The organism is Streptomyces sp. NPDC001709 (assembly GCF_053596375.1).
The window spans coordinates 477,228-491,695 of sequence record NZ_JBSFGB010000002.1; the positions used below are offsets into that span (position 1 = coordinate 477,228).

The following is a 14,468-nucleotide window of genomic DNA, read 5'->3' on the forward strand; positions in this document are numbered from 1 at the left end:
TGTTTCCTGGGTTTCTCCAGGAAAACGGAGAGGTTACCGATGACCTCCGTTCATACGAATCTACAAGATGCCCGCCATGGCCAGCCAACTCCTTCATGGTTTCGGTGACTGACCACGCCGGACTCGGGGCGGTGTACTGAGTCCACCCCGCGTTAACAGGACATGAACGAGCCGCGCCCGCCGCAGTACGGATTGGCTCAATCTGAACGATCAAGACGAACGAAGAGAGCCGGTCATGGACTTCCTTCGCCCCGCCCGCTGGGAGGAGGCGCTCGCCGCGAAGGCCGAGCACCCCACCGCTGTGCCGATCGCGGGTGGCACCGATGTGATGGTCGAGATCAACTTCGATCACCGCCGGCCCGAGTACCTGCTGGACCTCAACCGCGTCGCCGACCTCTACGAGTGGGAGGTGGGCGAGGAGAGCGTACGGCTGGGCGCTTCCGTCCCGTACACGCAGATCATGCAGAACCTCCGTGCCGAGCTGCCGGGCCTCGCGCTCGCCTCGCACACCGTCGCCTCCCCGCAGATCCGCAACCGCGGCGGTGTCGGCGGCAACCTCGGCACCGCCTCGCCCGCCGGTGACGCCCACCCCGCCCTCCTCGCGGCCGGTGCCGAGGTCGAGGTGGAGTCCGCGGCCCGCGGCACCCGGCTGATCCCTATCGACGACTTCTACACCGGCGTCAAGCGCAACGCGCTCCAGCCCGACGAGCTGATCCGCGCGGTTCATGTGAAGAAGGCCGACGGCCCGCAGCAGTACTCGAAGGTCGGCACCCGCAACGCCATGGTCATCGCCGTGTGCGCCTTCGGTCTCGCGCTGCACCCCGAGAACCGGACCGTGCGTACCGGCATCGGCTCGGCCGCCCCGACCCCGGTCCGGGCCAAGGCCGCCGAGGAGTTCCTGAACGCGGCGCTCGAAGAGGGCGGCTTCTGGGACAACGGAAAGATCATCACCCCGTCGGTCGCCAAGCAGTTCGCCGACCTGTGCGCGGCCGCCTGCAACCCGATCGACGACGTCCGGGGCACCGCGAGCTACCGCCGCCACGCGGTCGGCGTGATGGCCCGCCGGACGCTCACCTGGACCTGGGAGTCGTACCGCGGCGCCCGCCGCACATCCGAGGGAGCTGCGTGATGCGCGTCAACTTCACCGTCAACGGACGTCCGCAGGAGGCCGACGACGTCTGGGAGGGCGAGTCCCTGCTGTACGTCCTGCGCGAGCGCCTCGGCCTGCCCGGCTCCAAGAACGCCTGCGAGCAGGGCGAGTGCGGCTCCTGCACCGTGCGCCTGGACGGCGTCCCGGTCTGTTCCTGCCTGGTCGCGGCCGGCCAGGTCGAGGGCCGCGAGGTCGTGACCGTCGAGGGCCTGGCGGACTACGCCAAGCAGCGCGCGGAGCACGGCGGCTGCGCCACCGGCGCCTGCGGTACGACGCAGCAGGACGCCCAGCCGGCCTCCGACTCCCGGACCGGCGAGGGCGGCGAACTCTCCCCGATCCAGCAGGCGTTCATCGACGCCGGCGCCGTCCAGTGCGGCTTCTGCACCCCGGGTCTGCTGGTCGCCGCCGACGAGATGCTGGAGAGCAACCCCAACCCGACCGACGCGGACATCCGCGAGGCGCTGTCGGGCAACCTGTGCCGCTGCACGGGCTACGAGAAGATCATGGACGCGGTGCGCCTCGCCGCGGCCCGCCAGTCCGAGGGGGTCTGACCATGCCCGCCAACGGCGCTCCCACGAAGATCACGCAGGGCTCCCGGACCAAGGGCGGCATCGGCGAGTCCACGCTGCGCCCCGACGGCACCCTCAAGGTCACCGGCGAGTTCGCGTACTCGTCCGACATGTGGCACGAGGACATGCTGTGGGGCCAGATCCTGCGCTCCACCGTCGCGCACGCCGAGATCGTCTCGATCGACACGAGCGAGGCCCTGAAGACGCCGGGCGTGTACGCCGTCCTGACGTACGACGACCTGCCCACCGAGGTGAAGAACTACGGCCTGGAGATCCAGGACACCCCGGTCCTCGCGCACGGCAAGGTACGCCACCACGGTGAGCCGGTCGCGCTCGTCGCCGCCGACCACCCGGAGACGGCCCGCCGCGCCGCCGCCAAGATCAAGGTGGACTACAGGGAACTGCCCGTCATCACCGACGAGGCCTCCGCGACCGCGCCGGACGCGATCCTCGTCCACGAGGGCCGCGACGACCACCACGCCGGACACGTCCCGCACCCGAACATCGTCCACCGCCAGCCGATCATCCGCGGCAACGTGGCGGAGGCCCGCAAGCGGGCCGACGTGATCGTCGAGGGCGAGTACACCTTCGGCATGCAGGACCAGGCCTTCCTCGGCCCCGAGTCCGGCCTCGCCGTGCCCGAGGAGGACGGCGGCGTCCACCTCTACATCGCCACCCAGTGGCTCCACTCCGACCTGCGCCAGATCGCGCCCGTCCTCGGCCTGCCCGAGGAGAAGGTGCGCATGACGCTCTCCGGCGTCGGCGGCGCGTTCGGCGGCCGCGAGGACCTGTCGATGCAGATCCACGCCTGCCTGCTGGCGCTGCGCACCGGCAAGCCGGTGAAGATCGTCTACAACCGGTTCGAGTCCTTCTTCGGGCACGTCCACCGGCACCCGGCCAAGCTCTACTACGAGCACGGGGCCACCAAGGACGGCAAGCTCACGCACATGAAGTGCAAGATCGTCCTGGACGGCGGCGCCTACGCCTCCGCCTCCCCGGCGGTCGTCGGCAACGCCTCGTCCCTGTCGGTCGGCCCGTACGTGATCGACGACGTCGACATCGAGGCCATCGCCCTCTACACCAACAACCCGCCCTGTGGCGCCATGCGCGGCTTCGGCGCGGTCCAGGCGTGCTTCGCCTACGAGGCGCAGATGGACAAGCTGGCCAAGAAGCTGGGCATGGACCCGGTGGAGTTCCGGCAGCTGAACGCGATGGAGCAGGGGACCATCATGCCGACCGGGCAGCCGGTCGACTCCCCGGCCCCGGTCGCCGAACTGCTGCGCCGCGTCAAGGCGATGCCGCTGCCGCCGGAGCGCCAGTGGGAGTCCAGCGAGGGCGCCGACGTACGGCAGCTGCCCGGCGGTCTGTCCAACACCACGCACGGCGAAGGCGTCGTACGCGGTGTGGGCTACGCGGTCGGCATCAAGAACGTCGGCTTCTCCGAGGGCTTCGACGACTACTCCACCGCCAAGGTGCGCATGGAGGTCATCGGCGGCGAGCCGGTCGCGACCGTGCACACCGCGATGGCGGAGGTCGGCCAGGGCGGTGTCACCGTCCACGCGCAGATCGCCCGCACCGAACTCGGCGTCACCCAGGTGGCCATCCACCCGGCCGACACCCAGGTGGGCTCGGCGGGTTCGACCTCGGCCTCCCGGCAGACGTACGTCACCGGCGGCGCCGTGAAGAACGCCTGCGAGCTGGTGCGCGAGCGGGTGCTGGAGATCGGCCGGCGCAAGTTCGGCTCCTACCACCCCGCCTGGGCGACCGCCGAGCTGCTCCTGGAGGGCGGCAAGGTCGTCACCGACGGCGGCGAGGTGCTCGCCGACCTGGTGGACGTCCTGGAAGACGAGGTGGTCGAGCTGGAGGAGGAGTGGCGGCACCGGCCGACCGAGGCCTTCGACCTGGTCACCGGCCAGGGCAACGGCCACGTCCAGTACTCCTTCGCCGCGCACCGCGCGGTCGTCGAGGTCGACACCGAGCTCGGCCTGGTCAAGGTCATCGAACTGGCCTGCGCCCAGGACGTCGGCAAGGCGCTCAACCCGCTCTCCGTCATCGGCCAGATCCAGGGTGGCACCATCCAGGGCCTGGGCGTGGCGGTGATGGAGGAGATCATCGTCGACCCCAAGACCGCCAAGGTCAGGAACCCCTCCTTCACGGACTACCTGATCCCCACGATTCTCGACACGCCGACCATCCCGGTCGACGTGCTCGAACTCGCCGACGACCACGCCCCGTACGGGCTGCGCGGTATCGGCGAGGCCCCGACCCTGTCGTCCACGCCGGCCGTCCTCGCGGCGATCCGGAACGCGACAGGGCTGGAGCTGAACCGGACGCCGGTGCGGCCGGAACACCTCACGGGCACTGCGTAACACACAACCCCACAGCTCTCCGGGCGGCGCAGGGAACGTCACACACTCCGCCGCGCCGCCCGGAGGAACCCCCTTTGAGTGCCGCACCGCTCGCGGTCCTTGAAGTACCAGGAAATTCGTTCGTCTCGGGCCGTCCCCCGGGTCGTCCATTCCCAAATCCCGTGACCGTCAGGGCGGTTGCACGGGTGCCCCTGTGAACCTTGGGAGATGGCACCATGACCCAGCAGTCAGTGGAGCCGACGACTTCCGCCGATGACGCGGGCGCGGGTTCGCGTCCGTCGGCGGGCAGGTCGTGGCTCGACCGGTACTTCCACATATCCGAAAGAGGATCCACCATCGCGACCGAGGTTCGCGGTGGCGTCACCACCTTCATGGCGATGGCGTACATCCTTCTGCTCAACCCGGTGATCCTCAGTGGCGCGGACAAGTCCGGCGACTCGCTGAGCCAGAAAGCGCTCATCACGGCCACCGCGCTCGGTGCGGCGGCCACCACTCTCCTCATGGGCTGGGTCGGCAAGGTGCCGCTCGCCATGGCCGCCGGACTCTCCGTCTCCGGAGTGCTGGCCGGTCTCGTCATGGGAACCAAGACCCTGACGTGGGCTCAGGGTCTCGGCATGTGCGTCGCGTACGGCGCCGTGATCATGTTGCTGGTGGTCACCGGCCTCCGCGAGATGATCATGAACGCGATCCCGCTGCCGCTCAAGCACGGCATCACGATGGGCATCGGTCTGTTCATCGCGTTCATCGGTCTGGTCAAGGCCGGGTTCGTACACGCCGGTACGGCGACCCCGGTCACCCTCGGTGACAAGGGGGAGCTCGCCGGCTGGCCCGTCCTGCTCTTCGCCGTCACGCTGCTGCTCATCTTCGCGCTCCAGTCCCGGAAGGTTCCGGGCGCCATCCTCATCGGTATCGTCACCGGCACCGTTCTGGCGGTGGTCGTCAACGCGACCGGCCTCGTCGGCGACAAGGGCTGGGCCAACGGCGAAGGCCCCGCCCTGCACGGCAGCGCCGTGTCGATGCCGGACTTCTCGCTCATCGGCAAGGTGTCCTTCGGCGGACTGGGCGACGTCGGCTACGTGACGGTCAGCTTCATCGTCTTCACGCTGGTGCTCGCCGGGTTCTTCGACGCGATGGCCACCATCATCGGCATCGGCACCGAGGCCAATCTCGCCGACTCCCGGGGGCGGATGCCGGGCCTGTCCAAGGCGCTGTTCATCGACGGTGCCGGCGGCGTCGTCGGCGGTGCCGTGGGCGGCTCCGGTCAGACCGTGTTCGTCGAGTCCGCGACCGGCGTCGGCGAGGGTGCCCGTACCGGACTGGCCTCGGTCGTCACCGGTGGGTTCTTCGCCCTGTGTCTCTTCTTCACACCGATCACGGCGATCGTGCCGCGCGAGGTGGCCTCGGCCGCCCTCGTCACCATCGGCGCGATGATGATGATGAACGCCCGGCACGTGGACTGGGCCGACCGCTCGGTCGCGATCCCGGTCTTCCTGACCGTCGTGATCATGCCGTTCACGTACTCGATCACCCCCGGTGTCGCCGCCGGTGTGATCTCCTACGTCGTCATCAAGATCGCCCAGGGCAAGTGGCGGGAGATCGGCGGCTTCATGTGGGGCCTGACGGTGCTCTTCCTCGTCTACTTCTCCCTGCATCCGATCCGGGCACTCCTGGGCGTCCACTGACGCCCGGGGCCCTGAACGCATCGCCATGACCCGATCAGGAGGCCGAACATGCTGGACATCGCCGACGAGCTGAACCGGTGGGTCGAGCAGGGCCGTGACTTCGCCGTCGCCACTGTGGTGGCCGTCGGGGGCAGCGCCCCGCGCCGGCCCGGCGCCGCCCTCGCGGTGGACGCCGACGGCACGGCCATCGGTTCGGTCTCCGGCGGATGCGTGGAAGGGGCCGTGTACGAGCTGTGCCGGCAGGCGCTGGAGGACGGCGAGACCGTCCTGGAGCGCTTCGGGTACAGCGACGAGGATGCCTTCGCCGTCGGCCTGACCTGTGGCGGCATCATCGACATCCTCATCACACCGGTCCGGGCGGACGGTCCCGCCCGGCCGGTGGTCGCCGCCGCGCTGGCCGCCGCCGCCCGTGGGGAGGCGGCGGCGGTCGCGCGGATCGTGGAGGGACCGGCAGCGCTGCGGGGCCGGGCCCTCCTCGTCCGCCCCGACGGTTCCTACGAGGGCGGCCTCGGGGGCCACCCCGAGCTGGACCGCACCGCGGCCGAGGAGGCCCGCGCGATGCTGGACGCCGGCCGGACCGGCACCCTCCGGATGGGCGAGAGCGGTTCCCGCTGCGGCGCCCCCCTCACCCTCCTCGTCGAGTCCTCCGTCCCCGCCCCCCGCATGATCGTCTTCGGCGCCATCGACTTCGCGTCCGCGCTGGTCCGCATGGGCAAGTTCCTCAACTACCACGTGACCGTGTGCGACGCGCGCCCCGTCTTCGCCACCAAGACCCGTTTCCCGGACGCCGACGAGATCGTCGTCGAGTGGCCCCACACGTACCTGGAGCGCACCACGGTCGACGGCCGTACCGTCCTGTGCGTCCTCACCCACGACGCCAGGTTCGACGTCCCCCTGCTCCGGCTGGCGCTGCGCCTCCCGGTCGCCTACGTCGGCGCGATGGGCTCGCGCCGCACCCACCTGGACCGCAACAGGCGCCTGCGCGAGGTCGGCGTCACCGAGCTGGAACTCGCCCGGCTGCGCTCCCCGATCGGCCTCGACCTCGGCGCCCGTACGCCCGAGGAGACGGCCCTGTCCATCGCCTCGGAGATCGTGGCGGACCGGCGGGGAGGCTCGGGTGTGTCACTGACCGGTGCGCACACGCCGATCCACCGTGACGCGAACCCGGCGCCGATTCGCCGCCTCGGCTCTGCGGCCTGACTGCCCCGCGGCCGTCCCGGAGAGCTCCCGGGGAGACCGCGCCGGGAAAACGGTTTGCCGGGCGCCGAGGCGCCCGTATTGCATGAGGGCATGGTGTCCACCGACCGGCTGGCGGCCTTCGCCGCCCTCTCCCTCCTGCTCATCGTGATCCCCGGCCCGAGCGTGCTCTTCGTCGTCGGCCGGGCGCTGGCGCACGGGCGGCGCGCCGCGCTGACCACGGTGGTCGGCAACACCCTCGGCGCGTACCTGCTCGTGGCGGCCGTGGCGCTCGGCATCGGCTCGATCGTGGAGCGCTCGGTGCTTGTCTTCACCGCGCTGAAGCTCGCCGGCGCCGCCTATCTCGTGTACCTGGGGATCAGGGCATGGCGGCAGCGGGGCTCCCTGCGGGCGGCGTTCACGGCGTCCGGGCCGGCCCACGGCGGCCTGCGCACCCTCTGGGAGGGCTTCGCGGTCGGCGTGGCCAACCCCAAGACGATGGTGTTCTTCGCCGCCGTCCTGCCCCAGTTCGTGGACCGCGAGCAGGGCCACGTGCCGGTGCAGATGCTGGTGCTCGGCCTGGTCTTCAACGCCATCGCCCTCGCCTCGGACAGCGTCTGGGGACTGGTCGCCTCCGCCGCGCGGGGCTGGTTCGCCCGCTCGCCGCGACGGCTCGCCGCCGTCGGCGGGATCGGCGGGCTGACCATGATCGGGCTCGGTGTGACGGTGGCCGTGACGGGGCGCAAGGACTGACCCCGAGGACCGACCGCAAGGACCGAGTCGTGCCCCTTCGGGGCGCTCACTCCCAGCGGAGCAGCCGGTTCACGGCGCGGCCGAACACCGTACGTGCCGTGCGTTCCAGTACGCCGTCGAAGGCGCGGGGCAGGAACCGGAACCGCACCTCCTCCCGCCACACGACCCGGCTACGGCCGCCCGGGCCCGGCCGTACCTCGATCTCCGCCCAGCCCCGCACCGCCCGGCCGCGCTTCTCCAGGCGGCACAGCCCGGCTTCGCCGTCGGCGGGCGGGCGCCAGAGGGTGACCTCCATCAGGTCGTCGAAGGCGAACGGGCCGATGCCGGAACGGGCCACGAAGCGCGTGCCCACGTGGGTCGGCGGGGGAGTGAGCACCCTGATCCGGGTCAGCGGGACCACGTCGGCGTGGCGGGGCCACTGCGTGAGCCGGCGCCAGGTCTCGTCCAGGGCGAGCGGGACCGTACGTGCGAAGGAAAAGGTGGGCACGGCATGATCGTAGGCAATGAACGCCGGTCACCTGCGCGTTCACCCCCGCCTTCGGCCCGCCCGCCTACCCGGATGTCCACGAGGAGTCGTATCCGGAAACAGCCGGTACGCCGGGCGCCGAACGGCGGCCCCGCTTCTACCCTGCCTGTCAGGGGCCGGGCAACGTGCCCGCCCGCGGGGGGAGTTGATCGTCATGCCGCTGAAGAGCTACGGCGTTCTGATCGCCCGTGCCGTCGGCACCCGGCGCGAGGGCGCGAAGGGCACACCGCACTACCAGATCCATCTCACGGACGACCAGGGCACCGACTATCGTGCGGCGGTCAACGTGCTGTCCCAGGAGCGCCCTTCCGAGCTGCTGTATCTGGTCGCCGACGACTTCCGGCACCCGCTGACCGCCCGTCTGGAGGGCCTGCCCGGCGGCTGGAACACCCTGCCGCCCGGCCCCGGCGGCCCGAACCTGGACTTCGTCCGCGGCAACCTCTTCGACCCCTCCGGGATGCGCCCGCTGCCGCCGGATGTCCCCGGCCCCGACAACGACCTCGCCGACCTGCTCGACCACCACGTACGGCGCGCGGTGGCGGACCCGCGGGCGCGGCTGTACGTCTTCGGCGCCCGCTTCGGCCCCGAACCCGCCGTCAAGGACAAGGTGTTCGGATTTCTGCCCGGCAACGGCGTCCACGACGTCCACATGAACCAGGGCAACAGCCGCCGCTTCAGTGGGGACGACGGCGTGTGGCAGGACGGCGGGCTCCTCGTGCACTTCCCCGGGCGGTCCCGCTGGGTCGGCATCTTCCTGGCCTTCCAGAGCCAGTCCTGGCACACCGACGACACCACCGGGCACGCCCTGGACGACACCGACGGCAGCCGGCCCGCACCCGGCGCACAGCCCGTGCGGATCGTCGCGGCGCTGGTCAACCCCGGGGGCCCCGCACCCGAGGCGGAGACCGTGACCCTCCTCAACGCCTCGCCGGAGCCCGTGGACCTGACCGGCTGGCGTGTCCTCGGCCGCCTCGGCCAGGGTTCGCCGGTCCCGGCGGCGGCCCCGCTCGCGGCCGGCGCCTGCCGCACCGTGCCCCTGACCGCCGACGCCCAACTCGGCAACGGCGGCGGCGAGATCACGCTCGTCGACGCGGCCGGCCTGAAGGTCCACGGGGTCTCCTACACCGCCGAACAGGCCGCCCGGGAGGGCTGGTCGGTGGTGTTCTGACCCTCGGTGGTGTTCTGCTCTGCGATGGTGTTCCGCGGGACACGGCGGGGCCGCGTCAGGGCCGGTACACCTTGCCCGGTTCCGCCTTGCCCGGCGCCAGCAGCTGGGGGACCGTCACGAAGACGTACCCGCGCGCCTTCAGCGCGTCGATGATGCTGGGTACGGCGGGCACGGTGCCCGGGTAGATGTCGTGCAGCAGGATGATCCCGTCGCGGGACGACTGGTCGAGGACGCGCTGGGTGATGAGTGCCGAGTCGTTGGTCGTGTAGTCCTTGGCGGTCACGCTCCAGAGCACCTCCGCCAGGCCCAGCTCCTTGGCGATCTTGTGCACACCGGTGTCCGTACGGCCCTGCGGCGGACGCATCAGGGTGGGCTTGTGCCCGGTGAGGCGCTCGATCGCGTCGTTCGGCCGCGCCAGCTCCTCGTGTATCTGCGCGTCCGGTATCTGCGTGAGGATCTTGTGGTCCCAGGTGTGGCTCGCGACCTCGTGGCCCTCGGCGGCCATCCGCTTGACCAGCTGCGGGTACTTCTCGATGTGGTTCTTGCCGAGCAGGAAGAAGGTGGCCGGGACCTTCTTCTGCTTCAGGATGTCGAGCAGCCGCGCCGAGTTCTCGCTGGGCCCCGCGTCGAAGGTGAGCGCGATGCACTTGGCCTCGCGGCAGTCGACGGTCCCGAACTTCGCCGGCGCCCCGTGCGCCGCCCCGGCCCGCACGGTGCTCGGTGCGGTGGTGTCGACCTGGGCGCAGCCGGACAGCGTGAGCGTCAGGCCGAGGGCGGCCGAGGCGAGCGCGGCCGGACGCAACCTCCGGGCGGTTTCGCGCATCTTCCTGGTCGCGCGCTTCGGCGTCGGGATCTTGGCGGTCGAATGAGGCATGCGGTGACTATACACTCGGTGTATAGATCATTTGTTCGACTGTCTGTCTCCGGGGAATGCCCGACCGGTAGCACCATGGAAGGAGGGGGCTCCACGGAGGAGGACGGGCCATGTTCTTCCGGGACCGCGCCGAGGCCGGACGGGAACTCGCCGGACTGCTGATCGATCTGCGCGAACGCGGCGCCCTCGTCGATCCCCTCGTCCTCGCCCTGCCGCGCGGCGGCATCGCCGTCGCCGAGCCGATCGCCCGCGCCCTCGACGCCCCGCTCGACGTGCTCGTCGTGCGCAAGATCGGCGCCCCGCACCACCAGGAGTTCGCCGTCGGCGCCCTCGCCGCGGACGACCCGCCCCTCTTCGACACCGACACCCTGCACTGGCTCGGTCTGACCGAGGAATCCATGGCCCCGGCGGTCGAACGCGAGCGGCGGGAGCTGCGCCGGCGCGAGGAGCGCTACCGCGGCGACCGCCCGGCCCCGGACCCCGCGGGCCGCACGGTGATCGTCGTCGACGACGGGCTCGCCACCGGTGCCACCGCCCGCGCCGCCCTGCGCCACATCCGGCGCCGTCGTCCCGCCCACCTCGTCCTCGCCGTGCCCGTCGGCGCCCCGGACTCCGTGGACCTGCTCGCCACCGAGGCCGACACGATCCTGTGCCCGCACCGGCCGCACGGCTTCACCGCCGTGGGCCAGTGGTACGCGAACTTCGAACAGCTCAGCGACCAGGACGTGCTCGCCGCGCTGCACGGGAGCTGAGGCGGGGCGCCAGGTCGCTCAGAGCCAGTCCCGTTTCTTGAAGACGAGGTACAGCGTCACACAGACCACGCCCATCAGCCCGATCGCGAACGGGTAGCCGAAGAACCAGTGCAGCTCCGGCATGTGGTCGAAGTTCATGCCGTAGATCGTGCCGACGAGGGTCGGGGCGAAGAGGATGGCCGCCCACGACGAGATCTTCTTGACCTCCTCGTTCTGCTCGAAGCCCGCCTCCGCCAGCGCCCGCATCTCCGCGTTCTGCTGCTGGGTGACCAAGGTGGCGTTGACCGTGAGGATCTCGGTGAGGGCCTGGCGGAAGCCGTCGACGCGCTCGCTGGTGTGGGTGACGTGGTCGGCGACGTCCCGCAGATAGCGCTGGAGTTCCTCGTCGGTCTCGTACTTGGCGAAGCCGGCCATCAGCGCGTGCAGCATGCCCACGAGCGGGCGGGTGGCGCGCTGGAACTCCACCATTTCGCGGGAGAGTTCGTAGATACGGCGGGAGACCTCCGGGTCGCCGCGGAACACCTCGGTCTCGATCTCGTCGATGTCGTTCTGGACGCCGCAGACCACCGGGGCGTAGCCGTCGACGACCGCGTCGAGGATCGCGTACAAGACCGCCTCCGGGCCGAGTTTGAGCAGCTCGGGGGAGTCCTCCATGCGGTGGCGGACCGCCGACAGATCCGGCGCCGCGCCGTGCCGGACCGTGATGACGAAGTCCGGGCCGACGAACACGTGCAGCTCGCCGAAGTCGACCTCCTCCGGCGCGTCCAGATAGCGGGCGGCGCGCAGCACGACGAACAGCGTCTCGCCGTACCGCTCCAGCTTGGGCCGCTGGTGCGCCTCCATCGCGTCCTCGACCGCGAGCGGGTGCAGGCCGAACTCGGCGGCCAGGGAGTGCAGATCGGCCCCGGTGGGCCGGGCCAGGCCGATCCAGGCCATGCCCGAGGGCTGCTCGCGCAGCTCGCGGTAGGTCTCCGCGAGCGTGGCGGGGGAGGAGACGCGGACACCGTCGCGGTACAGCGCCGCCTGGACGATACTGGCCGGCTCGCCGCCGTCCGCCGGGGCGGGGGCGAGCGCGGCCGGCTCGGCGAGGGGGGTCTGGGGCGGGGTGGGGACGCGGCGCCAGACGGACCGGCGCCCGCCGTTCCTGCCGTTCGTTCGCTCGGACATCGGCCGCCTCTCCGAGGGACCCACGGGACGGGAGAAAAAGGATATCCGCGGGCCGCCTCGACCGGATCGCCCCGCGGTGCAGGGTCGGGTGAGAGTCGCGGACAGAAGGTGTCCGCAACCCCGGTTAGCGTGTGGCCATGACGAAGAGCGGTACGACGAAGGCCCCCCTCCTGGACGTCCGTGCGCTCAACCGCGCCACCCTGGAGCGGCAGCTGCTGCTGCGCCGCTCGGCGCTGTCCCCACGGGACGCCGTGGCGCACCTGCTCGGTCTCCAGGCGCAGAACGTACGGCCGCCGTACTACGCCCTCGCCGCCCGCCTCGACGGCTTCGCACCGGAGCGGCTGTCCGCCCTCATGGCCGGCCGCGAGGTCGCCCGGATCGTCACCCTGCGCTCCACCCTCCACACCCACACCGCCGACGACTGCCTCACCCTGCGGCCCCTCGTCCAGCCGGCCCGCCAGCGGGAGCTCGGGACCTTCCGCAAGGGACTGGCCGGCGTGGACCTGGACCGGCTCGCCGCCCTGGCCCGCGAGCTGGTCGAGGCCGAGCCGCAGACCATGGCCCAGCTGCGGCAGGCACTCGGCGCCCGGTGGCCGGACGCCGATCCCCAGGCCCTCGCCATCGCCGCCCGCTGCACGCTGCCGCTGGTCCAGGTCACCCCGCGCGGACTGTGGGGTCGCGGCGGCCAGGTCGCCCTCACCACCGCCGAACACTGGCTCGGCCGCCCGGCAGGGCAGGCCCCCGCACCGGAGTCCGTGGTCCTGCGCTACCTCGCCGCCTTCGGCCCCGCCTCCGTCAAGGACATGCAGACCTGGGCCGGACTCACCCGGCTCCGGGACGCCTTCGAGAGGCTGCGCCCACGGCTGCTGACCTTCCGGGACCCGAACGGCACCGAGCTGTTCGACCTCCCCGACGCCCCGCGCCCCGACCCGGCCACCCCGGCCCCGCCCCGCTTCCTGCCCGAGTTCGACAACCTGCTGCTCTCCCACGCCGACCGCGGCCGCGTCGTACCGCCCGAACACCGGGGCCGGCACTGGCGGGGCAACCAGGCCTACCGCACCCTCCTGGTCGACGGCTTCCTGGCCGGTGTGTGGAAACTGGACGCCGACGTCCTCGTCGTCGAACCCTTCGCCGAGCTGACCCGGGCCCAGCGGGACGAGGTCACGGCGGAGGGGGAGCGGATGCTCGGCGTCCTGCACCCCGGGACGTCGTACGACATCCGCTTCGGCACCGTCGTGCCGCGCTGAACCGCCCCCCGGCGGTTCAGCGCGTACGCATGGAGAGGGGGGCGTTGCGGGCCGCTCGTGGTGGCTCGCAACGCCCCCCTGGCATCTACCCGAGGGGTGCTCGGGAGGTCTTCCGGGTTACGAGTTGACCTGCGCGGTCACGAGGTCCGAGAAGGTGGTCAGCCGGGTGTACACACCCGGGTAACCGGCCTCCGCGCAACCCTCGCCCCAGGAAGTGATCCCTGCCAGGACGCCCCCGATGATCAGGGGACCGCCGCTGTCGCCCTGGCAGGTGTCTACGCCGCCGGTGGTGTAACCGGCGCAAACCATGTCGGACTGGACGAAGTCCGAACCGTAGGAGCTCTTGCAGCTGGAGTCGGACACGATCGGGACGGTCGCGGTCCGCAGCTGGTTGGAGGAGCTGCCGTTCTCCGAGGTGGTCCCCCAGCCGAGGATCCGGGCCGTGGTGCCGGCCCCGTACACGCTCGTCTGGGAGGAGGAGACGTACGACACCGGGGTGTACGGCATCGACGTCGCCAGGGTCAGCACGGCCACGTCGTGGCCGCTGGTGGCGTCCGTGTAGTCCGGGTTGACCCAGATCTTGCTGACCCTGCTCACCGTGCCGTCGGTGCCGTTGAGATAGGTCCGGCCGCCGACCACACGGACATTGCCGGTGGACTCGCCGGCCATGCAGTGCGCGGCCGTCACGACCTTGGTGGCGGACACCAGGGTGCCGCCGCAGAACTGGTTCCCGGACGCGTCGGTGATCTGCATGACGAACGGGTACGCCGCCGTCGTGGTGGTCGTACCGCCGACGATGGGCTGCGGGGCGGCGCTCGCCGTGGGGGAGGCGAGCAGCGCGGTCGCCGCGGCGGTGGCGGTGGCCACCAGGGTCACGGCGGTCTGTCTTGCACGTCTGAGCCCGAACATGAGTCTCCTCAGTGGGGGTTGCACCGGTGGGGGGTCGCGCGGGTGTGGGGGATGGGTCACGGGGGTCGCGGGACCGACCCCCGTATGCCCGGGCGAGCGGCACGCCCTTTACGCTAGGACCCGGAA

The 14,468-nt window shown here is 71.3% G+C and carries 13 protein-coding genes; 9 read left to right on the top strand and 4 right to left on the bottom strand.

Going from position 1 to position 14,468, the window contains the following annotated elements:
- Positions 1–235: 235 nt before the first annotated feature.
- From ACWC0C_RS04995 to ACWC0C_RS05020, 6 genes are all read left to right on the top strand, one after another.
- Positions 236–1,129, top strand: a complete 894-nt coding sequence (locus ACWC0C_RS04995) for an FAD binding domain-containing protein (RefSeq protein ID WP_449194641.1) — start codon at positions 236–238, stop codon at positions 1,127–1,129.
- On the top strand, positions 1,129–1,701 hold the full coding sequence (locus ACWC0C_RS05000) for a (2Fe-2S)-binding protein (RefSeq protein ID WP_450861652.1): 573 nt from the start codon (positions 1,129–1,131) through the stop codon (positions 1,699–1,701). The genes ACWC0C_RS04995 and ACWC0C_RS05000 overlap by 1 nt, the downstream gene beginning before the upstream one ends.
- Before the next feature lie 2 nt (positions 1,702–1,703).
- Positions 1,704–4,088: a xanthine dehydrogenase family protein molybdopterin-binding subunit gene (locus ACWC0C_RS05005; RefSeq protein ID WP_450861654.1), complete on the top strand. Its 2,385-nt coding sequence runs from the start codon at positions 1,704–1,706 to the stop codon at positions 4,086–4,088.
- A gap of 215 nt (positions 4,089–4,303) precedes the next feature.
- On the top strand, positions 4,304–5,770 hold the full coding sequence (locus ACWC0C_RS05010) for an NCS2 family permease (RefSeq protein ID WP_450861655.1): 1,467 nt from the start codon (positions 4,304–4,306) through the stop codon (positions 5,768–5,770).
- A gap of 48 nt (positions 5,771–5,818) precedes the next feature.
- Positions 5,819–6,970, top strand: coding sequence for an XdhC family protein (locus ACWC0C_RS05015; RefSeq protein WP_450861657.1), 1,152 nt, complete (start codon positions 5,819–5,821; stop codon positions 6,968–6,970).
- A 90-nt stretch (positions 6,971–7,060) separates the two neighbouring features.
- Positions 7,061–7,699 (top strand): LysE family translocator, encoded by a 639-nt coding sequence (locus ACWC0C_RS05020; RefSeq protein WP_449194636.1) that lies wholly within the window; start codon positions 7,061–7,063, stop codon positions 7,697–7,699.
- Between the two features lie 46 nt (positions 7,700–7,745).
- Here the strand turns inward: ACWC0C_RS05020 and ACWC0C_RS05025 are convergent, their stop codons facing one another.
- Positions 7,746–8,186: an SRPBCC family protein gene (locus ACWC0C_RS05025; RefSeq protein ID WP_449194635.1), complete on the bottom strand. Its 441-nt coding sequence runs from the start codon at positions 8,184–8,186 to the stop codon at positions 7,746–7,748.
- 193 nt (positions 8,187–8,379) lie between these two features.
- On the opposite strand from ACWC0C_RS05025, the gene ACWC0C_RS05030 reads away from it, so the two are divergent.
- Positions 8,380–9,393, top strand: coding sequence for a DUF2278 family protein (locus ACWC0C_RS05030; RefSeq protein ID WP_450861660.1), 1,014 nt, complete (start codon positions 8,380–8,382; stop codon positions 9,391–9,393).
- 55 nt (positions 9,394–9,448) lie between these two features.
- Here the strand turns inward: ACWC0C_RS05030 and ACWC0C_RS05035 are convergent, their stop codons facing one another.
- Positions 9,449–10,216 (bottom strand): polysaccharide deacetylase family protein, encoded by a 768-nt coding sequence (locus ACWC0C_RS05035; protein WP_450861732.1) that lies wholly within the window; start codon positions 10,214–10,216, stop codon positions 9,449–9,451.
- A 161-nt stretch (positions 10,217–10,377) separates the two neighbouring features.
- Between ACWC0C_RS05035 and ACWC0C_RS05040 the strand changes: the two genes are divergently transcribed.
- A complete protein-coding gene (locus ACWC0C_RS05040) occupies positions 10,378–11,019 on the top strand; it encodes a phosphoribosyltransferase (RefSeq protein ID WP_450861662.1) in 642 nt (213 codons plus the stop codon).
- 18 nt (positions 11,020–11,037) lie between these two features.
- Here the strand turns inward: ACWC0C_RS05040 and ACWC0C_RS05045 are convergent, their stop codons facing one another.
- Positions 11,038–12,186, bottom strand: a complete 1,149-nt coding sequence (locus ACWC0C_RS05045; RefSeq protein WP_450861664.1) for a magnesium and cobalt transport protein CorA — start codon at positions 12,184–12,186, stop codon at positions 11,038–11,040.
- Positions 12,187–12,323: 137 nt separating this feature from the next.
- Here ACWC0C_RS05045 and ACWC0C_RS05050 point away from each other — a divergent pair, with 137 nt between their 5' ends.
- A complete protein-coding gene (locus ACWC0C_RS05050; RefSeq protein WP_450861666.1) occupies positions 12,324–13,433 on the top strand; it encodes a winged helix DNA-binding domain-containing protein in 1,110 nt (369 codons plus the stop codon).
- A gap of 117 nt (positions 13,434–13,550) precedes the next feature.
- Here the strand turns inward: ACWC0C_RS05050 and ACWC0C_RS05055 are convergent, their stop codons facing one another.
- Positions 13,551–14,342: a S1 family peptidase gene (locus ACWC0C_RS05055; RefSeq protein WP_450861668.1), complete on the bottom strand. Its 792-nt coding sequence runs from the start codon at positions 14,340–14,342 to the stop codon at positions 13,551–13,553.
- Positions 14,343–14,468: the final 126 nt, after the last annotated feature.